General features: G+C 66.8%; 25 protein-coding genes. 8 read left to right on the forward strand and 17 right to left on the reverse strand.

Annotated features, from left to right (window positions below; translation table 11 throughout):
• Nucleotides 1-65: 65 nt before the first annotated feature.
• On the forward strand, nucleotides 66-494 hold the full coding sequence (locus LTA6_RS15015) for a cupin domain-containing protein (protein WP_341974544.1): 429 nt from the start codon (nucleotides 66-68) through the stop codon (nucleotides 492-494).
• 58 nt (nucleotides 495-552) lie between these two features.
• On the opposite strand, the gene LTA6_RS15020 is transcribed toward LTA6_RS15015, so the two are convergent.
• From LTA6_RS15020 to LTA6_RS15035, 4 genes are read right to left on the reverse strand one after another with little or no spacing between them, the layout of a single operon-like run.
• Nucleotides 553-1371, reverse strand: coding sequence for an SURF1 family protein (locus LTA6_RS15020; protein ID WP_341974545.1), 819 nt, complete (start codon nucleotides 1369-1371; stop codon nucleotides 553-555).
• Nucleotides 1368-1562, reverse strand: a complete 195-nt coding sequence (locus tag LTA6_RS15025) for a hypothetical protein (protein WP_341974546.1) — start codon at nucleotides 1560-1562, stop codon at nucleotides 1368-1370. The genes LTA6_RS15020 and LTA6_RS15025 overlap by 4 nt, the downstream gene beginning before the upstream one ends.
• On the reverse strand, nucleotides 1559-1906 hold the full coding sequence (locus LTA6_RS15030) for a DUF3099 domain-containing protein (RefSeq protein WP_341974547.1): 348 nt from the start codon (nucleotides 1904-1906) through the stop codon (nucleotides 1559-1561). Before LTA6_RS15030 ends, LTA6_RS15025 begins: the two co-directional genes overlap by 4 nt.
• Before the next feature lie 39 nt (nucleotides 1907-1945).
• Nucleotides 1946-2599 carry a DUF4190 domain-containing protein gene (locus LTA6_RS15035; protein ID WP_341974548.1) on the reverse strand — a complete coding sequence of 218 codons (654 nt, stop codon included), beginning with the start codon at nucleotides 2597-2599 and terminating at the stop codon, nucleotides 1946-1948.
• 139 nt (nucleotides 2600-2738) lie between these two features.
• Between LTA6_RS15035 and LTA6_RS15040 the strand changes: the two genes are divergently transcribed.
• Nucleotides 2739-3449 carry a beta-ketoacyl-ACP reductase gene (locus tag LTA6_RS15040; protein WP_045280106.1) on the forward strand — a complete coding sequence of 237 codons (711 nt, stop codon included), beginning with the start codon at nucleotides 2739-2741 and terminating at the stop codon, nucleotides 3447-3449.
• Between the two features lie 39 nt (nucleotides 3450-3488).
• Here LTA6_RS15040 and LTA6_RS15045 read toward each other — a convergent pair whose 3' ends face one another.
• The 4 genes from LTA6_RS15045 to glgC all read right to left on the reverse strand — a co-directional run bounded on the left by LTA6_RS15045 (nucleotide 3489) and on the right by glgC (nucleotide 11888).
• Nucleotides 3489-4184 carry an alpha/beta hydrolase gene (locus LTA6_RS15045; protein ID WP_341974549.1) on the reverse strand — a complete coding sequence of 232 codons (696 nt, stop codon included), beginning with the start codon at nucleotides 4182-4184 and terminating at the stop codon, nucleotides 3489-3491.
• Nucleotides 4185-4206: 22 nt separating this feature from the next.
• A complete protein-coding gene (locus LTA6_RS15050; RefSeq protein ID WP_407358188.1) occupies nucleotides 4207-9696 on the reverse strand; it encodes a glycosyl hydrolase family 8 in 5490 nt (1829 codons plus the stop codon).
• Between the two features lie 280 nt (nucleotides 9697-9976).
• Nucleotides 9977-10612: a phosphoserine phosphatase SerB gene (gene serB, locus LTA6_RS15055; protein WP_407358189.1), complete on the reverse strand. Its 636-nt coding sequence runs from the start codon at nucleotides 10610-10612 to the stop codon at nucleotides 9977-9979.
• 31 nt (nucleotides 10613-10643) lie between these two features.
• Nucleotides 10644-11888 carry a glucose-1-phosphate adenylyltransferase gene (glgC, locus tag LTA6_RS15060; protein ID WP_341974553.1) on the reverse strand — a complete coding sequence of 415 codons (1245 nt, stop codon included), beginning with the start codon at nucleotides 11886-11888 and terminating at the stop codon, nucleotides 10644-10646.
• A 46-nt stretch (nucleotides 11889-11934) separates the two neighbouring features.
• On the opposite strand from glgC, the gene glgA reads away from it, so the two are divergent.
• The 3 genes from glgA to LTA6_RS15075 all read left to right on the forward strand — a co-directional run bounded on the left by glgA (nucleotide 11935) and on the right by LTA6_RS15075 (nucleotide 14287).
• Nucleotides 11935-13119, forward strand: a complete 1185-nt coding sequence (gene glgA, locus LTA6_RS15065) for a glycogen synthase (protein ID WP_341974554.1) — start codon at nucleotides 11935-11937, stop codon at nucleotides 13117-13119.
• A 17-nt stretch (nucleotides 13120-13136) separates the two neighbouring features.
• Entirely contained in the window at nucleotides 13137-13922 is a 786-nt protein-coding gene (locus LTA6_RS15070) for an ABC transporter ATP-binding protein (protein WP_341974555.1), read from the forward strand.
• A 110-nt stretch (nucleotides 13923-14032) separates the two neighbouring features.
• Nucleotides 14033-14287 carry a type B 50S ribosomal protein L31 gene (locus tag LTA6_RS15075; protein WP_341974556.1) on the forward strand — a complete coding sequence of 85 codons (255 nt, stop codon included), beginning with the start codon at nucleotides 14033-14035 and terminating at the stop codon, nucleotides 14285-14287.
• Nucleotides 14288-14341: 54 nt separating this feature from the next.
• Here LTA6_RS15075 and LTA6_RS15080 read toward each other — a convergent pair whose 3' ends face one another.
• The 3 genes from LTA6_RS15080 to LTA6_RS15090 all read right to left on the reverse strand — a co-directional run bounded on the left by LTA6_RS15080 (nucleotide 14342) and on the right by LTA6_RS15090 (nucleotide 17976).
• Complete coding sequence (locus LTA6_RS15080) at nucleotides 14342-14623, reverse strand: hypothetical protein (RefSeq protein ID WP_341974557.1); 282 nt, start codon at nucleotides 14621-14623, stop codon at nucleotides 14342-14344.
• A gap of 55 nt (nucleotides 14624-14678) precedes the next feature.
• The gene (locus LTA6_RS15085; RefSeq protein WP_341978405.1) at nucleotides 14679-15902 is read right to left on the reverse strand and encodes an alpha/beta fold hydrolase; all 1224 of its coding nucleotides are present in this window, start codon (nucleotides 15900-15902) and stop codon (nucleotides 14679-14681) included.
• 70 nt (nucleotides 15903-15972) lie between these two features.
• Nucleotides 15973-17976 carry a DUF262 domain-containing protein gene (locus LTA6_RS15090; RefSeq protein WP_341974558.1) on the reverse strand — a complete coding sequence of 668 codons (2004 nt, stop codon included), beginning with the start codon at nucleotides 17974-17976 and terminating at the stop codon, nucleotides 15973-15975.
• 175 nt (nucleotides 17977-18151) lie between these two features.
• Here LTA6_RS15090 and LTA6_RS15095 point away from each other — a divergent pair, with 175 nt between their 5' ends.
• Both LTA6_RS15095 and LTA6_RS15100 read left to right on the forward strand, forming a co-directional pair.
• The gene (locus LTA6_RS15095; RefSeq protein WP_341974559.1) at nucleotides 18152-18925 is read left to right on the forward strand and encodes a hypothetical protein; all 774 of its coding nucleotides are present in this window, start codon (nucleotides 18152-18154) and stop codon (nucleotides 18923-18925) included.
• A 171-nt stretch (nucleotides 18926-19096) separates the two neighbouring features.
• A complete protein-coding gene (locus tag LTA6_RS15100) occupies nucleotides 19097-19600 on the forward strand; it encodes a DUF3145 domain-containing protein (RefSeq protein WP_341974560.1) in 504 nt (167 codons plus the stop codon).
• Nucleotides 19601-19753: 153 nt separating this feature from the next.
• On the opposite strand, the gene LTA6_RS15105 is transcribed toward LTA6_RS15100, so the two are convergent.
• On the reverse strand, nucleotides 19754-21157 hold the full coding sequence (locus LTA6_RS15105) for a PLP-dependent aminotransferase family protein (protein ID WP_341974561.1): 1404 nt from the start codon (nucleotides 21155-21157) through the stop codon (nucleotides 19754-19756).
• Between the two features lie 95 nt (nucleotides 21158-21252).
• Between LTA6_RS15105 and LTA6_RS15110 the strand changes: the two genes are divergently transcribed.
• Nucleotides 21253-21918, forward strand: coding sequence for a YczE/YyaS/YitT family protein (locus LTA6_RS15110; RefSeq protein WP_407358190.1), 666 nt, complete (start codon nucleotides 21253-21255; stop codon nucleotides 21916-21918).
• Between the two features lie 69 nt (nucleotides 21919-21987).
• Here LTA6_RS15110 and LTA6_RS15115 read toward each other — a convergent pair whose 3' ends face one another.
• From LTA6_RS15115 to LTA6_RS15135, 5 genes are all read right to left on the reverse strand, one after another.
• Nucleotides 21988-23226: a beta-ketoacyl-ACP synthase II gene (locus LTA6_RS15115; RefSeq protein ID WP_341974564.1), complete on the reverse strand. Its 1239-nt coding sequence runs from the start codon at nucleotides 23224-23226 to the stop codon at nucleotides 21988-21990.
• Between the two features lie 97 nt (nucleotides 23227-23323).
• The gene (locus LTA6_RS15120) at nucleotides 23324-23572 is read right to left on the reverse strand and encodes an acyl carrier protein (protein WP_102192880.1); all 249 of its coding nucleotides are present in this window, start codon (nucleotides 23570-23572) and stop codon (nucleotides 23324-23326) included.
• A 67-nt stretch (nucleotides 23573-23639) separates the two neighbouring features.
• On the reverse strand, nucleotides 23640-24641 hold the full coding sequence (locus LTA6_RS15125; protein ID WP_341974566.1) for a beta-ketoacyl-ACP synthase III: 1002 nt from the start codon (nucleotides 24639-24641) through the stop codon (nucleotides 23640-23642).
• A complete protein-coding gene (locus tag LTA6_RS15130) occupies nucleotides 24638-25558 on the reverse strand; it encodes an ACP S-malonyltransferase (protein WP_341974567.1) in 921 nt (306 codons plus the stop codon). The genes LTA6_RS15125 and LTA6_RS15130 overlap by 4 nt, the downstream gene beginning before the upstream one ends.
• A 94-nt stretch (nucleotides 25559-25652) precedes the next feature.
• A complete protein-coding gene (locus LTA6_RS15135) occupies nucleotides 25653-26855 on the reverse strand; it encodes a helix-turn-helix domain-containing protein (RefSeq protein WP_341978407.1) in 1203 nt (400 codons plus the stop codon).
• Nucleotides 26856-26864 lie beyond the last annotated feature (9 nt).

Here is a 26864-nt window from a genome sequence, read left to right on the forward strand (position 1 = left end):
CTCGTCGGGCGACCCTCCCTCCTTCGAGTCCTGGCAGACTCGGAAGCGAGCGAAGGAGAGCAGCGATGAACGCGTATCAGGTGGTCGAGATCGGCGCCCTCGATGAATGGCGAGGTCACTTCGGGGGGTTCGATGAGGCGCGATCGCGCGACGGCCGGAGGGTCGTCGATCATGAGCTCACGATGCAGTACATCGGGATGACCGCGAACGCGCTCGCACCGGGGGAGCAAGCCGGCTATTGGCACACGCACTCGCGCGTCGAAGAACTGTACGTCTTCCTCGGCGGGCGCGGACAGATGGGTCTGGATGACGACGTCGTCGAGGTCGGCCCCGGCACGGTCATCCGCGTGGGCCAGGGCGCATGGCGCACCTGGCGGGCATTGCCCGAGAGCCCAGAAGAGCTGCGCTGGCTCTGCATCCGCGCTGGCGGTGAGGAGCTGCCGCACATGCCGAACGACGGCACGCGCAACCCCGAGCGGGAAATGCCCTGGTGACGTCACCCTCTGATCAGCCGTAGATCTCTCGGAAGACATCGCGGAGCAAGGGGCGAGGTCAGCGGACCCCGGCGTCCAGAAGCTCGTCCTCGGTGTCGGCGTCCTGGTCGCGGCGGCGGGGATGCTTCGCAGGCGCCGGAGCCCCCTCGAGATCCTCGCGGTGCTTCACGATCTCGGTGCGGATGATGTAGCCGATGAAGACGAAGCCCATCAGCGCGAACAGGATCCACTGGATGGCGTAGGACAGATGGGGGCCGGGGTCGTCGGTGGGGGAGTCGAATCCGCTGGGCGCCGTCTCGGGTGCCGGGTCCTCACTGACCAGCTGGCCGTACGCCTCGGTGATGACGTCGCCGTCGACGAGTTTCGCCACCGTCGGCAGGTGGATCGTCGGTACCTGCCCCGTCGGCGCGCCTCGGCCCGACGCAGGAAGCGGCTCGCCCGGCCGCAACCGCACGATCACTTCGACCTCACCTGATGGCGGCGCTGGCACGGCATCCGGCGCCTCACCGTCGCCCGGCGGAACCCAGCCACGATCCACGATGAACACGCGTCCATCCGCATCCCGGAACGGAACCAGCACTTCGAAGGCGCTCGTGCCGCCGTGCGGGCGATTGCGGACCAGTAGCTGGTCCTCGGCGAGGTACTCGCCGCGCAGGATCACCGGATGCCACTGGTCCTGGGGGTCGAGTACGCCGTCGTCGCCGATCAGCTGGGCGAGGGGCACCGGCGAGGCATCGTAGTTCCGCTCGACGAGTTCGATCTGCTCCTCGCGCGACTCATTGCGGTCGAACTGCCAGTTCGAGAGGAACGCGCACCCGACCGCGAAGCCGATCGCGATGAGGACATAGACACCCCAGCGCAGAATCCGTTCCCTCATGCGGGCACACCGTCGCGGACTGTCACCGGGAAGTCCCGAGCGGCCAGGTAGTCGCGCAGGAACGTGACGTGCTCATCGCAGGCGAGCCAGATCTTCTCCCGATCGGCGGCGTGGATGCGCGGATTGCGCCACACCACCTGGTGGGTCGCGGCGACCCGGCAGCCCGCTCGAGAGCACTCCGGCGCGGTCATGGCCGATCCTCGCGGGTCTCGTGAATCGTCACGATCTGAGGGTCCGCCGGCGGGACGGTCGGCTCGGGCGCCGCACTCTCCAGTTGCTGCACGGGCGATTCGGCTCGCGTCTCGGTGCTGTCGCTGCCCGCATTGGCGAACACGACGGCGATGTAGGGCAGTACAGCCGCAGCGATCGCGAAGACCCATGTGTACCAGCCATAGGGGTGTACCAGCACCATCAGTGCGAAACAGGCGATTCGGATCGACATCGTGAGCGCATAGCGGCGGACACGATGAGCGACCTCATCCTGCGGCGACAGCGGCAGGGAGGTGACAGCAGGGGCGTGTCGTTCGGCCTTCACGATGACTCCAGCCTACGCCGATGCGAGCGGCGTGGACTGCTACGAGTTGAGGATGAACGGCAGGCTGAACGCTCCGAAGAAGACGAGGCTGACCAGTGACATCACAATCGACAGAACTAGGAAGGCGATGACCACGTAGCCGAGAATGAGGCCGGCGAACGCCAGGCCGCGCCCACCGAGCCCCGGGTTCTTCTTGGTCTGGCCGAGTGCCATGTGTCCGGTGATCACAGCCACCACCGAGGCGAGCATCGGAATGAACAGCCAGCTCAGCAGGAGGCCGGCCAGGCCGCACACCAGTGACGTGATCGCGAGTCCGCTGGTCGGCCGAGCGGGCGCGTAGGTCGCAGGCATCGGAGTGCCGTACACCGGGTAGCCGCCGGGCTGTGCGGGCGGGCCCGGAACGCCATAGTTCTGCTGTTGGCCAGGGTACGCCTGCGGAGCGGCAGGGTAGGAGGGCGCTGCGCCCGAATACGCCTGCGGGGCGGGAGGGTACGACGGCGCGGCACCGGGGTACGCCTGCGTCGGTGCCGCAGGATACGCCTGCGGAGGCTGTGCCGGCTGTGCGACCGGGTAGACCGGAGCGGTGGCAGGGGCCGGGGCGGGCCACACAGGAGCCGGAGCCGCCGGTGCGGCCGCAGGTGGCGTCAGGGACGGGTCCTCCGCGGGCGAAGTGGGGGTGCTGTTGTCGCTCACAGTGATGCCTTTCGTCCTGCACAGCGTTTCAGCCGTGGATGGATCTGTCAAACGTTTCGCGGGTGTCGGTCGCGGCATCCTCGATAGGATCGTTCTCGGCTCGGCCGCCCGGAAGCCGCCGCCAGATCAGGAGTGGAACATGAGTGCTCAGCGCGTCGTCCTCGTCACCGGAGGCAACCGCGGCATCGGCCGGGCGATCGCCGAGCGATTCGTCCGCGATGGATACCGCGTGGCGGTCACCGCACGCAGCGGCGAGGGCCCTGAGGGCACACTCACGGTGCGTGCAGACGTCACGGATGCCGCAGCTCTCGACGCCGCGTTCACCGAAGTGGAGCAGCAGCTCGGACCGGTCGAGATCGTCGTGGCGAATGCCGGCATCACGAAGGACACTCTGCTGCTGCGGATGAGCGAGGATGACTTCGACAGCGTCGTGGCGACGAACCTGGGCGGCACCTTCCGCGTCGTCAAGCGCGCGTCCAAGGGCATGCTCCGCGCCCGCTTCGGCCGGGTCATCCTGATCTCCAGTGTCGTGGGACTGTACGGCTCGGCCGGCCAGGTGAACTACTCCGCCTCGAAGAGCGCTCTCGTCGGCTTCGCACGTTCACTCACGCGCGAGCTCGGCGGTCGAGGCATCACGGCGAACGTCGTCGCTCCGGGATTCATCGAGACCGACATGACGGCAGAGCTCCCCGAGGAGACGCAGAAGCAGTACAAGGCCAACATCCCAGCCGGTCGCTTCGCAACGCCCGACGAGGTCGCCGGCGTCGTCACCTGGCTCGCCGGCGACGACGCAGGCTACATCTCGGGTGCGGTCATCCCGGTTGACGGCGGCCTCGGAATGGGCCACTGACCGCAGGCCTGGCTGCGACCAGCGGGCGAGCGGCCGCGCTCAGGCGGTCAATGCTGCGTTGATCAGCTCGGCGAGACGCTCCGGGGCCGAGAACTGCGGCCAGTGCCCGGAGTCGATCCGTACGACCTCCACACTCTCGATCGCCCGGAACTCCTCGCCGTACCGACCCCAGTTGTCGAGTTCCGACTCCAGCGTCTCCTGATCGAGGCTGCCCATGAGCAGCGTCGCCGGTACTCCGAACCGTGCCCGGTTCCCGAGCACGATCGGATCGGTGGGCACGCGTGCCGGCACGCTTCCGGTGAGTGGCACGGTTCGTGCGCGAGTCGGTTCGTCGAGGTCCTCGACGTCCTCGTCGGGGAAGAAGTCCCAGCCCGGGAACGGGATGACGCCATCGACCACCTCGAACTCGCTGATCCCCACGCCGGCGGGCGGCGGCACCGTGTCGACGAAGATGACTCTCGCGACACGCTCGGGCCGCGCATCCACAGCGCCCCAGGCGACGTTGCCGCCGCCGCTGTGGCCGACGACCACGACCGGTCCGGAGACGGCGTCGATCGCGCTGACAGCCGCCGAGATCCAATCGGCGATGCCGATGTCACTCGACTCAGCCGCGCCCGCGCCGACACCGGGCATCGTGAGCGCATGCACACGGTGACCCGCACGCTCGAGATCGGGGATGACGTCGTTCCAGCTGGATGCATCGAGCCAGAGGCCGGGGATGAGGATGAGATTCATGGCCCCGACCATACCCGTCACATCAGACGTTGCTCCGACTCCGTCCGGCGCGACCTCGCCTCCGCATGGTCAGGGCCAGGCCACCGGCGGCGAGCAGCAGGACGCCGCCGATCAACAGGCCGACCGGCGCGTCGCCACCCGTCGTCGCAAGCCCGTCCCCGGGGCGGGGCGTCGGCGTCGTCGGCGTTTCGCCGCCCCCGGACTTCGGCGTCGTCGCCGAAGCGATCGGGCTCGGGGACGACTCGCGACCCTGAACGTCGATCGCGGTCACGTAGTAGCCGTAGGTCGTCCCCGCCGTGAGCCCGGAGTCTCGGAAGGAGGTGCCTTCGGCCACGCTCGTGACGGCCGCGCCGTCCCGGTAGATCCGGTAGCCGATCACGGTCGCGCCGTTCGTCGCCGCCGAGAAGAGCGCGCCGCCGGTCGCTGTCCAGGACACCTCAACGGAGTCGGGCGCGAGCGCCGTCGCCGTCACATCGGCAGGAGGTGCAGGAGGCGTCTCGGAACGGGGGAGACCGACGCCGGTCGGAGACCACCAGTTGCCGGAGACGACGATCATCGAGAGCATCCGGATGCTGTCACCGAAGTAGGTTGTCACGGGATCGGCCGTGTTGACCTGCCAGAGGCTGTCCAGCCACGCCTGGTCGCCGCCGTCGAGCATCGCGCTCACCGTGAACGGCGAGGCGAACGCGAGGTCGAAGCCGTCCTCGATGGGTGCGCCGTCGAGGAGGTATCCCTGGTCGATCGTCGTCGGGTCGCCGCCGGTCGACGACGCGATCCACGCGTTCATCGCGGCGAGCTGCTCCTTGGTGCGGTCGTCGCCCGTGAGGAGGTAGTCCGTTCCGAGACGCCACGGTACGCGGCTCGCGTTCCAGTTGTATGCGCCGTCGAACTCGCTCTCGAGGAACTCGGGGTCAGCGGGTCGGTAGCCGTCGCCGTCCTTGAAGGCGAAGTCCGGCAACAGGCCTGTCATCGGGCTGTGGTCCGTGAACAGCTGATTCGAGACGGCGTGCGTCTTGTCTGCGATGGTCGTCCAGCGCTCGTTCCCGCTCGCGGCCGCGAAGTCCTTGAAGTGCTGGATCATGAAGTCCGATGTGCGGGTACCGCGGCCGTACACCGCTTCGTCCTTCGTCCAGTCGCCCAGGAGGACGACGTTCTCGCTCGGGTGGATCGCGCTGTTCAGGATGGCGTCGATGATGCGCTGGGCGTCGCCCAGATAGTCGAACTCGCCGCCGCTGCCCCATTGCTGGTCGGCCATGAGGAGGGCATAGGCCATGTCCAGGTCGCCGTCGGTAGCGGCGTCGTCACCGAACCAGCCCCAATCCGGGTTCTCCGGATCGAACGTGAGCGTGTTGACGATCGCGGTGCCGTCGTCGCGCTGCTGCCAGGCCATGAGGTTCGGATCCATGCTGCTGGGGTGCGCCTTGGAGAACCGCAGCAGGCTGTCGAAGTACTTCTTGGCGTCCGGGTCGTGGCCGGCCATGATCGCCGTGATCAGCATGCCGTAGCCGTTCGACTCGGACGTGGTCACCGCATCCGGCGTCTCCTCACCCGCTTCACCGTTGCCGTTGTAGTAGACGTAGTACTCGTCATCCTCATACGGGTTCTGCGTGAGGTAGGCGTCCTTCCAGGCGTCGTAGAGGCCTGTGACGGTGGCGTCGAGCTCGGCCTGGGAGGCGCTCGGCTTCAGCGTGCCCGCGGCGTACTCGGTGTGCTGCCCGAACGGTCGCTGCGGGTCCGAGGTCGTCGGATTCTGCGGCGTCGACGCCTGACGGGGCGTGGCCTTCTCGGACTCGTTTCCTGCGGCATCGTAGGCACTCACCGTGTACTCATAGGTCGTTCCAGGAGTCAGCCCCTTCTCGGCGAAGGTGGTTGTGGTGGTGCGAGCGATCAGCTCGCCGTCACGGAACACCTTGTAACCGGTCACGCCGACGGCGTCCGTCGACGGCAGCCAGCTCAGGTCGATCTGGAACTGCGACGGGATCCGGATGCTGAGGCCGACCGGCGCCGTCGGCGCCTTCTCGTCGTCGCCCGCGCGGGGCGGGACCACGGCCACCGGAGCCGAGTTGTCCTTCGTGCCGACCGCCTTGATGACGAACTCGTAGCGCACGGTCGGGTCATCGGACAACGGCTGCGCGAAGGTGTACTCGGTACGGCCGGGCTCCGCGGGGATATACGCGCTCCAGTTGGTGCCGACCTTGTCGTCCTTCTCGTAGATGCGGTAACCGCGCACCGGCTCCTCCGATGCGGCGGGCGCCTTCCATGCGAAGTTCGCCTTGCCGTCGGCAATCGTGAGGCTCGCATCGCGGACAGGGTCCGGCGTGCCGTCGGTGCGGGTGATGGCGTATTCGTCGAAGAGACGCACTCCGTTGTCGCCCGCTGACTCATCGGACTTCGCGGCCGTGTAGGCCTTGAACGAGAGGGTGTCGTCGGTGACCGAGAAGTCGACGAACATCTTCTTCTCAGGCTGCTCATTGATCGCGGCGAATGACGTGTCGCAACCCTCGGGCGTCTCGTAGAACTTGTTGCCGAGCGCGTTCGGCATCAAGTACAGGATGCCGTTGGGATCGGTGACGTCGTACTGGACGACGATGTTGCCGTTCTCGTCGGTGATGGTGTCGACAGGCTTTCCGTCGACCATCTGGTGAGAGCGCATGTACATGTGGTCGTGTGCTTCGAAGACGACGTCGACGCCGGTCTCCTGGAACACCGGGACGAGCACCTTCTCGTAGAAGGCCACGCGGTCGGCCTCCCAGTTGCAGACGTTCTCGCCGGCGGAGTACACGCCCTTGTGGAGGGAGACGAACTTCCAGCGCGCATCCGTCTCAGCGACGGTGCGGCGCAGCCAGTCGAGCTGGTTGGCGAACTCCGTGTCGATCCGACCGATGTTGCCGTCGTCGTCGAGGAAGCCGCCGTACTGGGAGTTGAACTGCATGAAGAGCGAGTTGCCGTATTCGAAGGAGTAGACGGAGCCGTCATGGGCGCCGGTGCCGGAGTCCTTCGGCGTGTTGAAGTGGTTGTAGAAGTTGTTGTTGGGCAGGGTGCCGGAGTCCTCGACCTCATGTCCGCCGAGCACGGGGACGTAGGGCACGTGGGCGAGCTGGTCGGCTGCGCTGTCGAGCATCCACTGCCACTGCTCTTCGAGGTCGCCGTTGTCGACGAGGTCACCGTTCACGAGGATGAACTTCGGGTCGTCGATCGTGTCGATCGCCTTGACGAAGGTGTCTTTCCACTCGAGGAAGTTCGACAGGTCGGACGCCTGGGAGTCGGCGCTGAAGATGAAGTGGAAGGGCTCTTCCTTGGCCGTGTCCGTGGTGAAGGTACCGATCTTTCCCCAGCCGTTCGCGCTGCCGTCGCCGACCCGGTAGACGTATTTCGTTCCGGGGGTGAGGTCTTCGGCGGTCACGCGGTGGCTCGAGAACTTCGTGGTGCGGCGAGCCTCGCGGTCGTCGGCGGTCACGAACGTGTCGATGACCTCGGACGTGCCGTCGAACTCGATCACCCCGTCGGTCGGGAAGCCCTCACCGTGTTGATTGTCGGCCGGTGCGAGCTGCACCTTCGTGTCGGTGACCTGCGGAGGTGTGTACCAGGCGAACCCCATGGTGGTGCGCGGGTCGCCATTGATGTTCATCGAGAAGGTGCTGGGGGTCTTGACCACGGTACTGAAGCTCCAGCTGATGTCCTGTGCGGGGGTGACGCCATCGGTGGCGGCGACAGCAGACGATGCGACCGAGACCGTGTAGCGATGCCCGAATCCGAATGAGTCGTGCGCAATGCGCAGCGTGTCGTCTTCGACGGTGGCGACGACGCCGTCGGCGGCTGCGCCCGTCTCGTCCACGATCCGGATGCCGGCCGCGTCGATGATCTTGATCTTCTTGTTGAATCGCACCTCGACCGGGACGTCACGGGCGATGGTGGCAGAGCCGTCCGCCGGTGTGGAGAGCACATCGAAGGTGGGCATCACCGTGGGTGTGCCGTCGACGCGATCGCCGGTGATGCGGATGTTCCGAATGAAGCTGTCTCCGTATCCGCCGACCGTCTCGTTGTCTGTGGTGTTGGAGGGTGAGTTCGACGTCATGATCCAGCGGACGAAGAGCGTCTGCGCACCCGAGGCGGCATCAGGGAGCGCGACGTTCTTTACCAGGCAGGTGTCTTCTGGGCAGGCGAAGGTGTGCGTTGCGGTCTTGATGGCCGTGCCGGGGACCTCGGTCCAGGTCTTGCGGTCGGTGCTCATCTCGACGACGAAGTCTCGCGGTCCTGATCCGGAGGCGCTGTGCTCCGAGGCGACGGCGATGTTCTCGAATCCGGTCGTGGAGAGCGCGGCGAGCCAGTACTTGGTGCGCATGCCACCGCTCCAGCCCTGGGCGGAGATCGCGTTGCCCCGGTCGGCGTGGAACCCGTACTCCCCGTTCGTTCCCACGCTGGTCAGCGCGGAGTGATCGGCATAGGCCCCGCCGGTCGCCCAGAAGACGCCCTTGTCGTCGTCATCGTCGAAGATCCACTCGGCGACGGAGTCCTTCTGCACAGCGGCCGTGCTGAAGGACCAGGTGATATCGGCGGTCGGAGCGATCTGATCGTCCGTTCCGGCGATGGCCGTCTTCGGGATGGTGACCGTGTACGTGCGGCCGGGGGCGAATGCGTCGTGCTGTACGGTGACGGTCGATCCGTCTGCGGTGAGGTCGACACCGCTCACCGTTGCGCCCTCGCCGTCGACGATCGACGCGGTGGCTCCCTGCTGCACGGCTACTGACTTGTTGAACTTCACCGAGACAGGAGCATCCGTCTGCACGGTGTCGGCACCCTGCGGAGGAGTGAACGAGATCGCTGTGGTGGGCTTCTCCACCGGGTCGCCCGTGGGGATGCCGGACACCGAGACGTCTCTGATCCGGCTGGAGCCGGTCGCGCCGACGGTCTCGCCGCTCACGCTCGTCGTGGAGGTGGTGACCCAGCGGATCGCGACCTCGTCTTTGTCGGCGGCGGAAGCGGGCAGGGGGAGTGACGAGGTGGTTCCCGTTGCGAAGTCGCCGCTGACGGCGAGGGTGCCACCGGCGACGTCTTGCCACGTCAGCTGACCGTCGGTGCTCACCTGCACCGCGAAATCGCGAGGACCGGAGCCGCTGGAGCGCTGTTGGGAGCTGACGGTGAGGTCCGTGTAGCCGCGAGTGGAGAGGAGGACCAGCCAAGACTTGCTTCCGGCGCCATCGTTCCACCCCTGGTAGCGGACCGATCCCTCCGCCTCATCGTGGGTATACGCGGTGAGCGGGTCGGTGGTGACCGGTCGCAGGCTCGCCGAGGGCTCGGTGCCGCCGGTCGCACTGAACACGTTGGCGCCGACGCTGGAGTCGACGATGACAGGAGCGGTGGTGAACTGCCACTGCGCCACGTGTTCGGGCACGGCGGCCTGGGCGGCCGGAACGGTGAAAGCCGCGACCATCAGAGCGGTCGCAGCGGCCGCGATGGCCCTGACGAGCGGGCGTGCACGATTCGCGGTCAGCGTCGGGTGCGGAGACTTCATCGAGAGTCCTTCATGTTCTGGCCGTCTGACACGACCGATCAAGCGAATGCGGAGATCGTTTGAAAACATGATTTACGATCTGCTCGAATGCTATCCACACGGGACGAGGCGGGTCAATGCACGCGAGCGGGTCTTCCGGAGAATTCACCCGATGGTGCGCCGCGCGCACCGGATGTTCATCACCTGTGATCGGGGGACCCGGAAGGGGCCCCATCGTGACGGACGTCTCCGGAAGCGCGGCTCAGCGGGAGCCGGTACTCGCGGCCCGCGCCTGAAGGGACTAGGGGAGCAGCGGGATGACTTCGGAAAGATCCTGGTCGCGGATGACCAGACTGGCAGCCGCGCGGACTGCGGGTTTCGCATTGAAGGCGATTCCGAGGCCGGCGACCGTCATCATCTGAAGGTCGTTCGCGCCGTCGCCGATCGCCAGCGTGGCGTGCGGGGCGACGCCGAGTTCGGCAGCCCATTCCTGCAGAGAAGCGGCCTTCGCTGCAGCATCCACGATCTCGCCGTCGACCGCCCCGGTGAGCACGCCGTCGACGACGTCCAGCCGGTTGGCGCGCCAGCGATCCACGCCGAGCGACGGCGCCACGTGATCGAGGATCTCGTGGAATCCGCCGGAGACGACACCGACGACGCCGCCGCGGTCATGAACGGCGGCGGTCAGTTCGCGCACACCCGGCGTGGGCTCGATACGTGCCAGGACGCGTGCGAACGCCTCCACGGGGACGCCGCTGAGTGCCGAGACCCGGGACCTCAGGCTCTCCGCGAAGTCGACTTCACCGCGCATCGCGGCTTCGGTCGCCGCCTGCACCTCTGCGCCGCGACCTGCTTCGTCGGCGAGCAATTCGATCACCTCGTTGCGGATGAGGGTGGAATCGGCATCGAGGACGACGAGGAAGCGCGCGGAGGTCACCCGATCGAGCGTAGTGCCAACACGGCCCGACTCAGCGTTCGATGAAGACGCCCTTGCCGACCACCGTGATCCCGGAATCGGTGACCGTGAATCCGCGCGCCAGGTCGCGATCGCGATCGACGCCGACCGTGGCACCGTCGGCCAGGACGACGTTCTTGTCGAGGATCGCTCGGTGCACCCGCGCTCCCGAACCGACCTGGACGTGGTCGAACACCACGGAGTCCGTGATGGTCGAGCCGCCCGCCGCGAGCGTCCAAGGACCCACAACGCTGCGTTCCAGATGCGTTCCGGAGAGCACAGATCCCAAAGACACGATGGAATCGATCGCGTTACCGATCCGCCCGACGGAGTCGCGCACGAACTTCGCTGGCGGTGAATTGACGGCCTGCGAGTGGATCGGCCAGTCCATGTTGTACAGGTTGAAGATCGGCAGCGCCGAGATGAGATCCATGTGGGCATCGAAGAACGAGTCGATCGTACCGACATCGCGCCAGTAAGAACGGTCGCGCGGCGAGGACCCAGGAACGTCGTTCTGCTTCATGTCGTAGAAGCCGGCTTCGCCGCGATCCACGAAGTAGGGGACGATGTCGCCGCCCATGTCGTGTCCGGAGGTCGGTGATTCGCCGTCGACCTCGACCGCCTCGATGAGGGCGTCGGCATCGAAGATGTAGTTACCCATCGACGCCAGCACCTCGTGCGGTGAATCCGGAAGACCCACGGCATCGGAGGGCTTCTCCAGGAACCGCTTGATGCGCCCGGCATCCTCGGGATCCGTGTCAATCACGCCGAATTGGTTGGCCATGGCGAGAGGCTGGCGGATGCCGGCGACCGTCGCCTTCGCGCCCGATTCGATGTGCGCATCCAGCATCTGCTGGAAGTCCATCCGGTACACGTGATCGGCACCGATCACGACGACGATGTCGGGCTTCTCGTCGCTGATGAGGTTGAGGCTCTGCAGAATCGCATCGGCGGAACCGGAGAACCAGCGTTTGCCCAGTCGTTGCTGAGCCGGAACGGAAGTCACATACGAATCCAGCAGGGCCGACATCCGCCACGTCTGCGATATGTGTCGGTCGAGGCTGTGGGATTTGTACTGCGTCAGGACGACGATCTGACGCAGCCCGGAATTGATCAGGTTCGAGATCGCGAAATCGATCAATCGGTACTGTCCGCCGAACGGCACTGCAGGCTTGGCGCGATCGGCCGTGAGTGGCATGAGGCGCTTGCCCTCGCCGCCGGCGAGGATGATCCCGAAGACCTTCTTTGGAGCGGACATGGCTCCACCCTAGAGGGCAAAACCCGTCGTGTACTAGCGTTCGATCATGCGAGTTGAGATGATCACCAAGGAGTATCCGCCTGCGATCTATGGCGGTGCCGGCGTGCATGTCGCGGAGCTCGTTGCCGCGCTTCGAGAGAGCATCGATGTGCGTGTTCGCGCCTTCGGTGAAAAGCGCGACGAAGCCGACACCTATGCGTATGGCACGCCGACGGAACTGGCCGACACGAATGCGGCTCTGCAGACTCTGGGCACCGATCTGGAGATCGTGGCGGCCATCGAGCACGCGGATGTCGTGCACAGCCACACCTGGTACGCGAACTTCGCCGGTCACCTCGCCTCCCAGCTGCACGGCATTCCTCACGTGTTGACCGCTCACAGCCTGGAGCCGCTCCGCCCCTGGAAGGCGGAGCAACTCGGTGGCGGTTACGCCGTGTCCAGCGGCATCGAGAAGCTGGCATACGAGAACGCTGCGGCCGTCATCGCCGTGAGCGCCGGGATGCGGGCAGACATCCTGCGCAGCTACCCGAATGTCGATCCGGCCAGGGTGCGGGTGATCCACAACGGCATCGACGTCGAGCGTTGGCACCCCGTGCACGACACCGACTTCCTGAAGAGCGTCGGCATGGATCCGGATCGGCCTTCGGTCGTCTTCGTCGGACGCATCACCAGGCAGAAGGGTCTTCCGTATCTGCTGCAGGCGGCTCGACGGCTGCCGCCGGAGGTTCAGCTCGTCCTGTGTGCCGGTGCGCCGGACACACCGGAGATCATGGCCGAGGTGCAGGAGGGCGTCCGACTGCTCCAGGAGACTCGCGATGGCGTGATCTGGATCGAGAAGATGCTTCCGCGGGAGCAGCTCTCCGCCATCCTCACGGCGGCGACCACGTTCGTCTGCCCGTCCGTCTACGAGCCGCTGGGCATCGTCAATCTCGAGGCGATGGCGTGCGGGGCCGCGGTCGTCGGCACGGCGACGGGTGGCATCCCCGAGGTCGTCGCAGACGGAATCACCGGTCGCCTGGTGCCGATCGAGCAGGTGCAGGACGGCACCGGCACTCCGGTCGATCCGGAGCGTTATGTCGCGGACCTCGCGGCGGTGCTCACCGAAGTGGTCTCGGATCCGGAACGGGCGAAGGCGTATGGGGAGGCCGGGCGCGAGCGCGCTCGAACGGACTTCAGCTGGGCCGCGATCGCCGACACCACGCGCGCGCTCTACGCGGAGCTCACCTCCTGAGCCGATAGGCTGGCGGTATGCCGATCGCTCTGGACCTCACCGACGTCGTCGTGCGCCGCGAGGGGCGCAACATCATCGATCACGTGACCTGGCAGGTCACCGATGATCAGCGATGGGTGATCCTCGGACCGAACGGGGCGGGCAAGACGACCCTGCTCCAGCTCGCCGACACGCTCATGCACCCGACCTCCGGAACGGTCACGGTGCTGGGGGAGACTCTGGGCCGCACCGACGTGTTCGAGGTGCGTCCGCGCATCGGCTTCGCGTCATCCGCGATGGCCAAGCGGGTCCCGCGCGACGAGACAGTGCTGAATGCCGTGCTCACCGCCGCGTACTCGGTGCTCGGGCGCTGGAACGAGAACTACGAGGACATCGATGAGCGCCGCGCGCTGCGTGTGCTCGGCGACTGGCGTCTCGAGCACCTCGCCGACCGCACCTTCGGAACCCTGAGCGACGGCGAGCAGAAGCGCGTACAGATCGCGCGCGCGGTGATGACCGACCCCGAGCTCCTGCTCCTCGACGAGCCGACGGCGTCGCTCGACCTCGGTTCCCGGGAGGAGCTGCTCGCCCTGCTCAGCGGGTACGCGTCGTCTCCCACCACGCCGGCGATGCTCATGGTCACGCACCATGTCGAAGAGATCCCCGTCGGTTTCACACATGTGATGCTGCTGCGCGACGGTCAGGTCGTTTCGGCCGGTCCGGTCGCCGACACGCTCACCGCCGAAACGCTGACGGAGACCTTCGGCATGCCGATCACCCTCAGCAGCGAAGACGGTCGCTACGCCGCTCGAGCGCAGTCCTGAGCTCGGGTTTCTGAGCTCGTCGAAGGACTGCTAGACTCGAACCTTGGTGCTCACTGCACCGCAGACTTCCCGCGCCCTGGCACAATCCAGGGCACCAAGTAAGGAATCCCATGAAGACTGACATTCACCCCGACTACCAGGCTGTCGTGTTCCGCGACCTCGGTTCGGGCGAGACCTTCCTCACCCGCTCCACGGTGTCCAGCGACAAGACCATCGAACTCGAAGGCGTGGTCTACCCCGTTATCGACGTCGAGATCTCCTCGGCCTCGCACCCGTTCTACACGGGCAAGCAGCGCATCATGGACTCGGCCGGTCGCGTCGAGAAGTTCAACCAGCGCTTCAAGGGCTTCGGCGGCTCCAAGTAATCATTGCCGCGAAGGCCCCGTGCTCCTCGGAGCACGGGGCCTTTGTCGTCTCGCTCAGAGTTCGATCGTGATGCGATCGCCGTCGATCTTGCTCGGCGGGTCGCCAGGAGACGGGGCGGGGGCGGTGCGTTTCGTCTGCCGGTCGCGCTCCATGCCCGCCTCGTAGGCCGACGGCATCCAGATCGCGTCGAACGATCCGCCGAACCCGCCGCCGGTGCCGTCATACTTCTCTTCGACCGACTTCTTCGACAGGCTGCGGACGATCGCGAATACGATCAGGCCGGGTCCCATGCCTGCGACCACGGCGACGTAGAACCAACCGACCACGTCCTTCATGAGGCCACCGTACGCCGCTCGCACCGTCGTGGCATCCCCCGTACGGGGGATCTGCTCACCGGATGCGCCGGTCCTGCACGAGGTCGATGAGGCGCGAGAGCACCGGGCCGGAACGCAGACCGTTGTGCTCGTGCTCGCTGGTGACCCACAGCTGCACGCCGGGCAGCAGCCGCGCCGTCTCCAGCGAGTACTCCATCGGCACGTAGACGTCGTTCACATAGACGGCAGCGGCGCCGGTGGCATCGGATGCCGCGATCGCCGTGGCGTCGTACACGCGCGGCCACTCGAACTCGGCGAGCTCCAGGGCGACGTCACGCCACGGCTGGAAGGCCGGCACGGTCTCGGTCCATTCGCGGCGGATGTGCTCGCCGGTGAACAGCGTCGGGTCGGCGGCGAAGTCGCTCGGCTCGGTGCGCTCGGCCGACCAGCGAGTGGCGTGACCGTCGGCATAGCTGGATTCGTGAAACGCGAAATACAGCGGATTGCGGCCGGTGTACGGCATCGCATGCATCAGATCGTGGCGGAACGCATTCGATCCGGGGTCGAGCTCCAGCAACGACCAGACGGTCTGCCAGCCCTCGTTCGTTCCCAGCGCCGAGCCAAGGGAACGCAGGCGTGACACCGAGACGATCTCGCCGTCCGGAAGGGTGATCCGCCCGGCATCCGCGTGGTCGACCAGGCGGCGCATCGCATCGCGGTGCTCAGGGAACCGCCGGTAGTACTGCTCGGATGCTGCGCGCATCTTGTCGTAGCAGAGCGCATAGGTGTCATCGGGATGCCGGCCGATGGCGCTGAGGCCCCCGGTGATGAAGACGTGCTCGAGGGATGCGGCGTCGGTGGAGAGGTAGGCGAGAGTCGTGAATCCGCCGAAGGACTGACCCAGCACGGTCCAGGTCGCAGCCCCCAGGTGCTGTCGCATCGCCTCGCAGTCGCGCACGATCGAGTCCGCGCGCAGATGAGTCAGATACTCGGCCACCGCCGCGCTGCCCTGCTCGAGGTCGGCATCGCTCACGGGGGTCGAGCGTCCGGTACCGCGCTGATCCAGCAGGACCACGCGGTAGTGGGCCAGAGCCTCGTCGAGCCACGCCGGCGACGTGGAGGAATGGAAGGGTCGCGGAGCCTCGAATCCGGGCCCGCCCTGGAGGAACACCAGATACGGGAGGGCCTCTCCGCCGTCGCGCGACACCACAGAGGCGAAGACGTCGATCGTGCGGCTGTCGGCCGGATCCGACCAGACCAGAGGGACGGTGAGCGTGTGCTCTTCGATGGTCAGGTCCATAATGCGACGGGCAACGGTGCTCACACTTCGAGCATATCGTCGGCCGAGCGCGCGCATTCGTCCGAGGAACCTACATCACGTCGGCGATGTAGGAGTACTTGACGAAGACCTCGGGCGCGAGTCCGGACTCCTCGAGCACTCCCTGCACCGCGCTCATCATGTAGTTGGAGTCCCAGCCCATGTAGAGGAAATGCGACTCGTCGAGCTCATCCCACTGTCCCTTCCATGCCATCGCGTCGTAGATCGGCCCGCCGTGGCGAGCGCAGTACGCCACCGCCGCTTCTCTGGTGTCGGTCCAGGCTCTGCGGAGCACCCGGTTGAAGAGGTGCTTGACGTCGAAGACCTCCCAGCGTTCGCCGCGGTACTCCACGTAATCGAACTCCCGGTCCCATCCGGCGGGCCATCCACGCCTGCGGACGGCATCGAGAATCGGGGTCAGGCCGTCGTCGTCGATCTCGGGGAGTTCCGGGCGCGCCCAGATCTGCAAGAGCTCTGCAGTGAGCTGCACGGTACGCCCCGTGATCGCCGCAGTGCCCCAGGAAGCGACCTCTCCGAGTTCTCGGGTCGCGGGCACCGAACTGCGCGCATAGGCCTCGGCCCGCTTGACGGAGTACGACGCTCCGAACACCCTCTGTGCGAGCGGCTGCTCGAGAAGCGTGAGGTTTCCGAGAGTCGGTGCGAGCGCGCGATGGCTGTTCTGCTCGTCGTCGGTGAACTCGCTCCACGGTCGGACGCCGTCACCGGACCAGGCATCGCCCGGCGCCGCCGGCGCGATGTGCTCGACGTCGTAATCCGCGGGATCGTCGACGCCTTCGAGTCGGCCCAGCACGTATGCGGCGTACGGGAGCTCGCTGTACTTCAGCACGGCGCTCACTCGCTCGTCCGAGGGGGTGATCCGGGAGAAGGCGCGCATCAGCGACTCGCGGCCCTCGATGCGCGCGCGGCACAGCCGGGCTATGAGACGCTCGTTCGGCAGGTTCACCAGGGTCCGTCGCAGGTAGAGCGCCTGAATCCACTCCAGCGTCTGGATCAGCTCGTCGCGACCGACGACTCCGCGGACATAGTCGCTGTAGACGTTCATCACCAGCGGGTACCCGGCGCGGCCGAACGTGTTCACGTACCGAAGCTGCCGGGCGAGTTCGGGATCCTGCTCCAGCGAAGGATCCAGCAGGATGCCGTAGATCTCCGCGTAGTGCCGCCAGATCTCGGCATCCGCCTGGAGGTGCTCGAGGTCGACACGAGGGAACGACTGCCGGAACGCGCTGTACACGCCGTGCTCGCCGCTCGCTGCGACTTCGCGTCCGGTGGTCATGACCAAGTAGTGCCGCCAGAACGCACCGATCGCCTGACCGGTGTGCTGCTCGATCGGCAACCAGAAGCGTTCCTCGACGTCGAGCTGCTCGGCGTGCGTGAGACCCATCAGGATGTAGTTGTGGATGAGTTCGTGATCCCGGAGTGGCTCACCCGTGGAGTTCAGGCTCTCGAAGATCTGCTGAGCGTTCGCCGCGGTTCCGAGAGTAATCGAGACGTGCTCGAGCTTCTGCAGCCCACGCCAGATCTGCGGCACGTCTTCGACGTGCACCTGACTGCGGAAGAAGGCGTAGTTGTCGTCGAAGCGCGACTCGCGATCGGTGTCGCCCCGGCGGTCCAGTACCACCGACTCGTACAGCTCGGCCCAGGCATCGTGCGGACGCAGTTTGGTGCGTGTGGGGTCGTCCTGTCGGACCAGCACGCGCTCGAGCTCGGCGGCCAGCGCCGGATCGGAGCCCTTGATCGAGTGGTGGAGGGCCGCGACCAGAAGCATCACGGTGGTGATGCGCTGCTGGCCGTCGATGAGGATCAGGTCGGTCGCGGCATCCGCCGGGCTCTCGGCAGAGAGGATGGAGCCGATGAAATGCCGATGCGCGTCGTCTTCGCCTGCCACTGCACGGATGTCGGTGAGCAGCTGCTCGCAACCGCCGATGTCCCATCGGTACTGCCTCTGATACACCGGCACGACGATCGTCGTGGAGCCCGCTGCGAGCCATTCGATCGTGTTGACTGCTGTCGCCTCGACGTTGGTCGCAGTGCTCATGCTGGTGTCTCGTCCTCCCGTAGTGCCGGGCGCCGAGGACTCGCCTGGTGCCCCGATCAGTCTATTCGCTCGTGCACGGCGACCTCCGGGGAACGCGCGGACTTCGCTGTTAGGCTTGCCTTATCAGGGCCTGTTAAAACGTGCTGGCCCCCGATGAAAGGACATGATTCAGATCATGGGTTACATCAAATCCGCTGCCCTCGAAGAAAAGGGCTTCGTCGTACTCGACAGCTACAACCAGGACCTCGACCCCAAAGAGTGGCTGGACATCGAGTACAACGACTGGAAGTCATCTGGCGATACGCGGTTCGCGCCGCTCGCCAGCGCCTTCGGCGACATCGAGTGCAACGGCTTCTGGAACCACAAGCCGCCGCGCACCGACAAGGACGGCGTCTGGATCGACTCGCAGGTCGCCAAGGCCCCGAACCTGGCACGTCGCGCACAGGAGCCAGGCGCGAACGTCGGCCGTTGCCGGGTCATCGAACTGCAGCCGACTCCCTACGGTGAGTGCCTCTACAACCTGCACCAGGACGACAACAACCGCCTGAACCCGGACGGCACCGGCTGGGTCGTGCGCGGTTTCTTCAACCTCACCGATGACAAGGACAGCTTCTTCGTCCTGCGTGAGAACCGCACCGATCCGAGCATCGAGTACCGCATCGCTCTCCCGGCCGGCGCGCAGCTGATCATCGACACGCAGCGCCTCTGGCACGCGGCGACCCACGTCGGCACCGAGCCGCGTTACAACCTGATCACCTCGTGGACGTCCGGCCCCGAGCTCGACGCCTACATCGAGAAGTACAAGGGCACCGACGACGTTCCCAATGTCGAGGTTCCGCAGGAGGTTCTCGAGGCCGGTTACATCGAGCAGGCACGCAAGGATGCCGCCCGCGCCGCCTACTACGCGGCGAAGGGCCAGCAGGTGAAGCTCGCGATGAGCGAGGCCTGACCCTCGTTCTGCACTCGGAAGCCCCGGTCGCGAGACCGGGGCTTCCGTCGTATGAATCACATGCTTGTGATTTCCGCCCGACTGGGCGAGAATGGGCGCATAACCGCATATTCTCGCCACTTCGTTGGCTCAGGTCGTTGGGGAAGACGCACCTGATGAAACGGAGAGATCATGGCGACGGCTTACGCACGCGGAGTGGTGTACATCCACTCCGCACCACGCGCGCTCTGCCCGCACCTCGAATGGGCGGTGGGTCGCGCTATTGGTCGAGCAGTGAACTTCGACTGGGCTGAGCAGCCCGTCCTCGAAGGCGCCCAGCGCGCGGAGTTCTACTGGGACGGCCCTGTCGGCACGGGCGCTGTGCTCGCGACGGCCATTCGCGGCTGGGAGCATCTGCGCTTCGAAGTCACCGAGGACCCCACCCCGCGCAGTGACGGCGGACGCTGGTTGCACACGCCAGACCTCGGCATCCACTACGCGCAGACCGATGCGGCCGGCAACATCGTCATCGGGGAAGACCGCATCCGGTACGCGATGGAGATCGCCGCCGGCAGCGCGATCGAACTCCAGCGTGAGCTCGATGTCGCCCTCGGCTCCGTGTGGGACGAAGAACTGGAGCCGTTCCGCCACGCCAGCGACGATGCACGCGTCGTCTGGCTCCACAAAGTGGGCTAGTCCCGCGACAGCGATGGACTGGCCCCAAGACTCGGAGCGGGGGAGGCGTGAGTATCGGATGCCGGTGAATCATCCCGGACGCTGAGAAATCGTATCCCCACTCCGCATGATGAGGACCCCGCCCCAGAGGGGGCGGGGTCCTCATCATCGTCATCAGATCACTGCCGTGCGGGGCAGTTCCCCGATCGCCGTCGCATCGCTCTGAGAGATGTGATCCCAGGCGAGGTGAAGCCGCTCCATGGCTTCTGCAGCCTGCTTCGGGGGAAACGAGATCGGGATCCTCACCTTGCGCTCGAGGACACCGCCTGTTGCGAAGCGAGGGCCGGGCGGCAGGATCAGCTGGCGATCGCGGGCTGCGAGAGACAACGCCGTCGACACAGGCGCCCCGAGGTCCACCCACGCCGAGAGTCCACCCGGTGTGCGTGGCATCCGGATCCCGTCGAAACCCTCCAGAGCATCAGCCACAGCGGCTCGCCCTGCGCTCAGCCGCGCGCGGACATGTGCCCTCAGCGACGGCAGGTCGGTCAGCAGCTCTGCCGCGATGCACTGCTCCAGCAACGCGGTGCCGAGGTCGTAGGAGGAGCGCACGGCCAGGAGGCGGGCGACGAGGCGTCGATCTGCGCGGATCCAGCCGATGCGCATACCGCCCCACGCCAGCTTCGACATCGATCCGATCGTGATGATGTCGGGGCTGAACGAGGCCATCGGCTTCGGGGACCAACCCCGATCGATGTCGAGTTCCGCTGTCGTCTCGTCGACGATCAGGAGCGTTCCCGCGCTGCGTGCGGTCGTCGCGATGACCTCTCTCGCAGCATCCGTCATCGTGGCCCCAGTGGGGTTGTGGAAGTCGGGGATCAGGTACGCCGCCTGAGGCCTGGCGCTGAGGAGGATGTCCGTGACGTGCCCCGCGTCCCACCCATCGACCTCCACGGGTGTGGCCTGCATGCGATATCCGTGGCGACGGAGGGCCTCGATCGCGTGGGGGAACGTCGGCTGTTCGATGAGCGCACGGTCGCCGCGCCGCCCGATCGTCGTCAGTACGAGGTTGAGAGCGTGCATGGCGCCGGCCGTGATGACGATCTCGTCCGTTGAGGTGGGCGCGCCGCGTTCCGTGAAGCGCCGTGCCACGGCCTCGCGCAGTTCGGGTAGCCCCTGCAGGAGATATCCGCTCGATCCCCGGAGCGCCGCCAGTTGAGGCAGGGAGCGGACGGTCGCATCGTAGAGACCCGGAGTCGAATCCATCGAGGCGATGGACATGTCGATCGCCTCGTCGCCGACGGCCGGGCCCGGTGAGAGATGGCTGCCAGGAAGGGTGACCCGCGTGCCACCGCCATGAACGCGGTCCACGTAGCGTTCGACGTCGAGCGTGTCGTACGCGCGGGTGATCGTGGATCGAGATCGGCGCAGTTCCAGGGCGAGAGCGCGCTCACTGGGCAGGCGTTCTCCCACGGTCAGGCGCCCGTCGAGGATCAGCGCGCGGATCTGATCCGACAGACGCGACGCGCTGGACCCTGCCACGTGCTGCGCACCCAGCAGTTCGACCAATCGTGATCCCATGCCTACAGTCTGCCGGAAAGTGGCACGAGATGATCAGACCACTTTGCATCGAGTGGTCCGGGAATCGTCACCCCCAAGAGCGGCACGATAGGAGAATGCTCTTGCGTACCGTCTTCCTTCCTGTCGTCGCCAGCAGCCGGCGCGACCTCGTCGAGAGGATCCTCCAGCTCCTGGTAGGACTCTTCCTCTATGGAGTCGCGCTCGGACTGATGCTCCGCGGTGGCATCGGCGTCGCGCCGTGGGACGTGCTCTCCTTGGGCATCTCCGGTCAGACCGGACTCGGGTACGGACTCATCACGAATCTCGTCGCCGTCGCAGTTCTTCTGCTGTGGATCCCGCTGCGCCAACGCCTCGGTCTGGGAACGGTGCTCAACGCCCTTCTCGTCGGCCCGAGCGCCGATCTCACGCTGTGGCTGCTCCCGCCGGTGCCCTCGGTGTGGGTCGGGGCGCCGCTCTTCGTTCTCGGACTCGTGCTGCTCGCGTTCGCCACCGGGCTCTACATCGCCGCGCGCTTCGGTCCCGGCCCGCGTGACGGGTTGATGACCGGACTCGTCCGGGTCACCGGGTGGAAGGTGTGGATCGTGCGCACGTTTATCGAAGGCAGCGTCCTCCTCGTCGGCTTCCTGCTGGGCGGCCCCGTGGGCGTCGGCACGGTGCTCTTCGCCCTGGGCGTCGGGCCGCTCATCGGATGGTTCCTGCCGAGGATCACCCGGCTCGGCGAGCAACGATCGCGTCGGCTCGTTCCCGCTGATTCGTACTGAGACCGACGACGGCAAGAACGACGAAGGCCCCGGGAGCGATTCCCGGGGCCTTCGTCGTATGCACGTCGGTCAGTCGGCGCTCGCGAACGCGACGACGGCGTTGTGGCCGCCGAAGCCGAACGAGTTGCTGATGGCGAGCTGCGGGCCGTCGCCCAGAGGCTGCGCTTCTCCGGACAGACGGAACGGAACGGCAGGGTCCTGTTCGGTCATGTTGATCGTCGGCGGTGCGACACGATCGCGAAGAGCGAGGATCGTGAAGATGGCCTCCAGCGCGCCTGTTCCGCCGAGGAGGTGGCCGGTGGAGGCCTTGGTCGCCGAGACCGGGATCTCGTCGATCCGGTCGCCGAACACGCGCTTCAGCGCGACGTACTCGTTCGGGTCACCGACGGGCGTCGAGGTCGCGTGGGCGTTGATGTGAGTCACCTGGTCGGCGCTGGCTCCGGCCTCTTCCAGAGCCTGCGTGACGGCGCGCGCCGCGCCCCAGCCCTCGGGGTCGTTGCCGGTGATGTGGTACGAATCGGCCGTGATGCCGCCGCCGACGAGGTAGGCGTAGATCTTCGCGCCGCGCGCCTTGGCGTGCTCTTCGGTCTCGAGGATCAGCACGGCGGCGCCTTCGCCCATGACGAAGCCGTCACGGTCGATCGCACCGGGGCGCGAGGCGGTCGCGGGGTCATCATTGCGGCGCGAGAGGGCCTGCGCCGAAGCGAAGGACGCCATCGTGATCGGGTGGATCGCCGACTCGGCGCCACCGGCGATCACGACGTCCGCGAGACCGTCCTGAAGATGGTGGAAAGCATGGATGAGCGACTCGGTGCTGGAGGCGCAGGCGCTGACCACGGTCTGCGCGTACGCGCGGGCATGGAACTGCAGCGACAGGTTGCCGGCTGCGGCGTTCGCCATCAGCATCGGGACCGTCAGCGGCATCACGCGTCGGGGGCCCTTCTCCCTGAGCGTGTCCCAGGCGTCCAGCAGCGTCCACAGTCCGCCGATGCCGGTGGCGAAGTCGACGCCGAGACGCTCTGGCGCGACTTCGGGGGATCCGGCGTCTTCCCACGCCTCGCGGGCGGCGATCAGCGCGAACTGGGAAGACGGGTCCAGGCGCTTGGCCTCGTGGCGGGGGAGGATCTCCTCCGGACGCACCATCGCCTCGGCCGCGAAGGTGACCGGAAGCTCATACTTCTGCACCCAGTCGTGCTCGAGGGTGCGGGTGCCGGACATCCCGGCGAGCAGGTTGGTCCAGTTCTCCGGTGCCGTACCGCCGATGGCGGAGGTGGCGCCGATGCCGGTGACGACGATGCGCTTGGTCATGGGGGTGTGGTTCCTTGTCGAACGGGTGTCGAGCGGATGTCGAGGGGAGGCAGGAAGGATGCCACCCCGCGCAGGGCGGAGGTGGCATCCTGCAGTATTACTCCTGGCCCGCGACGATGAAGTTCACAGCATCGCCGACGGTCTTGAGGTTCTTGACCTCGTCGTCGGGGATGGTGACGCCGAACTTCTCCTCGGCATTGACGACGATCGTCATCATCGAGATCGAGTCGATGTCGAGGTCGTCGGTGAACGACTTCTCGAGTGCGACCTCGTCTGCGGAGATGCCGGTCTCGTCGGTGATGAGCTCTGCGAGGCCAGCGAGGACCTCATCGTTGGTGAAAGCCATGTGGTCTTCCTCTTTCTTGCGGGTTGTATTCGGAACCGTGGAACAGTCTAGAGAAGGTCGGGCGTTCTCAGGGGAGGACGACGACCTGTGCGGCGAACACGAGTCCGGCGCCGAAGCCGATCTGCAGCGCCAACCCGCCGGACAGCTCGGGGTGCTCGGCCATCAGGCGGTGGCTCGCCAACGGGATGGAGGCCGCCGAGGTGTTGCCCGTCGTCTCGATGTCGCGCGCGATGACCGTGGTCTCCGGCAGCTTCAGCTGCTTGGCGAACTCGTCGATGATGCGCAGGTTGGCCTGATGCGGGATGAAGGCTGCAAGGTCGGATGCCTCGATCCCTGCCTTCTCCAGCGCCTGGCGGGCGACCTTCGCCATCTCCCACACCGCCCAGCGGAACACCGTTGGTCCTTCTTGACGCAGGGTGGGCCATGGCGCGACGCCGTCGCGGAAGTCCGTGAGGGTGTGGTTCATGCCGACGGCATCCGCCTTGGAGCCGTCGGACCCCCATACGGCCGGGGCGATTCCCGGTGTGTCGCTGGGGCCGATGAGGGCGGCGCCGGCGCCGTCGCCGAGGAGGAACGAAATGCTGCGATCGGTCGGGTCAACCACGTCGGACAGCTTCTCGGTGCCGATGACCAGGGCATAGCGAGCGGCCCCGGCCCGGATGAGCGCGTCGGCCTGCGTCACTGCGTAGGCGTAACCGGCGCACGCGGCGTTGATGTCATAGGCGGCCGCCGGGTTCGATCCGACGCGATCGGCGACGATGGCGGACACCGAGGGAGTCTGCTTGGGGTTGCTGATGGTGGCGACGATCACCAGGTCGATCTGGTCGGCGGGAACTCCGGCCTTCTCGATCGCCTCCGTCGCAGCGGCGGTCGCGAGATCGATCGCATCGGTCTCCTTGACCGCACGGGTGCGCGTGATGATGCCGGTGCGCTGCTGGATCCACTCGTCGCTGGAATCGATCGGGCCGACGAGGTCGTCGTTCGGCACGGCGATCTCGCCGCGAGCCGCGCCGAAGGAGTAGATCCGCGTGAACGCGGGACCCGTGATCTGAGTCAGCGTCGGGCTCATGCGGCTTCTCCATTCAGCAGCGCGACGGCCGCATCGAGGTCTTCGGGGGTCTTCACGGCGACCGTCGGCACACCGCGCAGGCCGCGCTTGGCGAGGCCCGTCAGGGCGCCGGCGGGCGCGAGTTCGATGAGTCCGGTGATGCCCTGCTCGGCGAACGACGCCATGCACAGATCCCAGCGCACCGGCGAGGAGACCTGATCGACGAGGTAGTCGAGAGCCTGGACGCCGCTGTTGACCACGGAACCGTCACGATTCGTCCAGAGAGTGATCTGGGGATCGGCGGGCGTGACCGTGTCGACGGCATCGCGGAGGGCGGCGACGGCCGATGCCATGTACGCGGTGTGGAACGCCCCGGCGACCTGCAGCGCAATGACGCGGGTTCCCTTAACCGGCTCCGCGGCGAGAGCGGCGAGCGCGGGGAGGGCGCCGGCGACGACCAGCTGGCCACCGCCGTTGTAGTTCGCGGGGGAGAGGTCCAGTTCGGCGAGTCGTTCCAGCACAGCCTGCTCGTCGCCACCGAGGACGGCGCTCATGCCGGTCGGGGTCTGGGCGGCGGCATCCGCCATCGCACGGCCGCGGATGCCGACCAGACGCATTCCGGTCTCGGCGTCGAGAACCCCGCTGCCGACGAGTGCGGCGATCTCTCCGACCGAGTGGCCGGCGATGCCGTCGGCCGAGCGTCCGGCGCGGGCGGCCAGGGCGTCTGCGGCGATCAGTGATGCCGCGACGATGAGCGGCTGTGCGACGCGCGTGTCACGAATCGTGTCGGCATCCGAGACGGTGCCGTGCTCGTGCAGATCGACGCCGGCGGCTTCGGAATAGCCGGCGAGGCGCTCGGCCGCACCGTCCAACTCAAGCCACGGAGAGAGGAAACCGGGGGTCTGCGAACCCTGACCTGGGCATACGACGACAATCACACCCCCAGTCTGCCAATGATCGGGGGCGAGCGGTGGATGATCCATCACAAGATTGCGAGAAACCCTTGTGTGTGGCGCACAGTACCCGCGGGTCTCAGCGCGGGGTGCGGCGCAACCCGGGACGGCGCCGTACCTGATCGGCGGCGCCGATGGAACCGAGGATCAGCGCGGTCTGCAGGATCAACGCCTCGCGGGGCCCCGTGGCGTCCCAGCCAATGACCTCGCTGACGCGCTTGAGACGGTATCGGACCGTGTTCGGATGCACGAACAGCTCGCGGGCCGTCGCCTCGAGGGAGCGGCCGTTGTCGAGGTAGCTCCACAGGGTGGTCACGAGGTCGGTCGAATGTGCCTGCAGCGGGCGGAAGATGCGTTCGATCAAGGTCTGCTTCGCGAGAGGGTCGCCGGCGAGGGCGCGCTCGGGGAGCAGATCGTCGGCCTCGACCGGGCGCGGGGCGCTCCGCCAGGCACGGGCCACCGCGAAACCGGCGAGTGCGGCGCGAGCGCTCTGGCTGGCATCCACGAGAGCGGCGACAGCGGGGCCGAGCACGACGTAGCCAGGGCCGAACAACGGCTCCAGGCGGGCGGCGATCTCCAGGAACGCCAGCTCGTCGTCTTCTTCCTCGTTCTCGTGACCCGCGATGCGCGCGCGACCGAGCACGAGGACGAGACGGGAACCCTGCACCCCGATCAGCACGTCGACGGCGAGCTTCCTGGCGGTTCGGCGCACCTGGTCGACGTCGAACTGCGGAGGAGTCGTGCCCACGAGGACGGCGACCTCTCCGTGACCGTGCCAGCCGAGAGCGGCGATCCGGCTGGGCAGCTCCTCATCGGCTTCACCGGTGAGGATCGAGTCGACGACCAGCGCTTCGAGGCGTGCGTCCCAGAGTCCGCGGGCTTCCGCGGCGCGGGCGTACACGTCGGCGGCGGCGAAAGCGACGTCGCGTGAATACAGCAGGATCGCCTCACGGATGCTGTCGCCCCTGCCGGCGACGCGCTCCTCGGTGACTTCGACCGTCACGCGGATCAGTTGCAGCGTCTGCTGAAGGCTGACGCTGCGCAACAGCTCCCGCGGCGCCGCGGCGAAGATGTCCGCCGCGATCCAGGGGGTCGAGGTCGGGTCGTCGTACCACTGGATGAACGACGTGATGCCGGCCTGAGCCACCAGCCCGACCGCAGAGCGGCGGGCCGGTGGCATATCGGCGTACCACGGGAGGGTGTCCTCGAGCCGCTTGATCGTCACCGAGGCGATGTCGCCGGAGATCCGGCGCAGCCAGGTGAGAGTTGCGGCCTTGTCCATGGCCGTGCG

The organism is Microbacterium sp. LTA6 (assembly GCF_045690355.1).
GTDB lineage: Bacteria > Actinomycetota > Actinomycetes > Actinomycetales > Microbacteriaceae > Microbacterium.

What these genes read in the sequence shown, in the direction of transcription:
- LTA6_RS15015 (WP_341974544.1), top strand. Translation starts at nt 66, where the DNA reads ATGAACGCGTATCAGGTGGTCGAGATCGGCGCCCTCGATGAATGGCGA.
- LTA6_RS15020 (WP_341974545.1), bottom strand. Translation starts at nt 1,371, where the DNA reads ATGAGGGAACGGATTCTGCGCTGGGGTGTCTATGTCCTCATCGCGATC.
- LTA6_RS15025 (WP_341974546.1), bottom strand. Translation starts at nt 1,562, where the DNA reads ATGACCGCGCCGGAGTGCTCTCGAGCGGGCTGCCGGGTCGCCGCGACC.
- LTA6_RS15040 (WP_045280106.1), top strand. Translation starts at nt 2,739, where the DNA reads ATGAGTGCTCAGCGCGTCGTCCTCGTCACCGGAGGCAACCGCGGCATC.
- LTA6_RS15045 (WP_341974549.1), bottom strand. Translation starts at nt 4,184, where the DNA reads ATGAATCTCATCCTCATCCCCGGCCTCTGGCTCGATGCATCCAGCTGG.
- LTA6_RS15050 (WP_407358188.1), bottom strand. Translation starts at nt 9,696, where the DNA reads ATGAAGTCTCCGCACCCGACGCTGACCGCGAATCGTGCACGCCCGCTC.
- glgC (WP_341974553.1), bottom strand. Translation starts at nt 11,888, where the DNA reads ATGTCCGCTCCAAAGAAGGTCTTCGGGATCATCCTCGCCGGCGGCGAG.
- glgA (WP_341974554.1), top strand. Translation starts at nt 11,935, where the DNA reads ATGCGAGTTGAGATGATCACCAAGGAGTATCCGCCTGCGATCTATGGC.
- LTA6_RS15070 (WP_341974555.1), top strand. Translation starts at nt 13,137, where the DNA reads ATGCCGATCGCTCTGGACCTCACCGACGTCGTCGTGCGCCGCGAGGGG.
- LTA6_RS15075 (WP_341974556.1), top strand. Translation starts at nt 14,033, where the DNA reads ATGAAGACTGACATTCACCCCGACTACCAGGCTGTCGTGTTCCGCGAC.
- LTA6_RS15080 (WP_341974557.1), bottom strand. Translation starts at nt 14,623, where the DNA reads ATGAAGGACGTGGTCGGTTGGTTCTACGTCGCCGTGGTCGCAGGCATG.
- LTA6_RS15085 (WP_341978405.1), bottom strand. Translation starts at nt 15,902, where the DNA reads ATGGACCTGACCATCGAAGAGCACACGCTCACCGTCCCTCTGGTCTGG.
- LTA6_RS15090 (WP_341974558.1), bottom strand. Translation starts at nt 17,976, where the DNA reads ATGAGCACTGCGACCAACGTCGAGGCGACAGCAGTCAACACGATCGAA.
- LTA6_RS15095 (WP_341974559.1), top strand. Translation starts at nt 18,152, where the DNA reads ATGGGTTACATCAAATCCGCTGCCCTCGAAGAAAAGGGCTTCGTCGTA.
- LTA6_RS15100 (WP_341974560.1), top strand. Translation starts at nt 19,097, where the DNA reads ATGGCGACGGCTTACGCACGCGGAGTGGTGTACATCCACTCCGCACCA.
- LTA6_RS15105 (WP_341974561.1), bottom strand. Translation starts at nt 21,157, where the DNA reads ATGGGATCACGATTGGTCGAACTGCTGGGTGCGCAGCACGTGGCAGGG.
- LTA6_RS15110 (WP_407358190.1), top strand. Translation starts at nt 21,253, where the DNA reads ATGCTCTTGCGTACCGTCTTCCTTCCTGTCGTCGCCAGCAGCCGGCGC.
- LTA6_RS15115 (WP_341974564.1), bottom strand. Translation starts at nt 23,226, where the DNA reads ATGACCAAGCGCATCGTCGTCACCGGCATCGGCGCCACCTCCGCCATC.
- LTA6_RS15120 (WP_102192880.1), bottom strand. Translation starts at nt 23,572, where the DNA reads ATGGCTTTCACCAACGATGAGGTCCTCGCTGGCCTCGCAGAGCTCATC.
- LTA6_RS15125 (WP_341974566.1), bottom strand. Translation starts at nt 24,641, where the DNA reads ATGAGCCCGACGCTGACTCAGATCACGGGTCCCGCGTTCACGCGGATC.
- LTA6_RS15135 (WP_341978407.1), bottom strand. Translation starts at nt 26,855, where the DNA reads ATGGACAAGGCCGCAACTCTCACCTGGCTGCGCCGGATCTCCGGCGAC.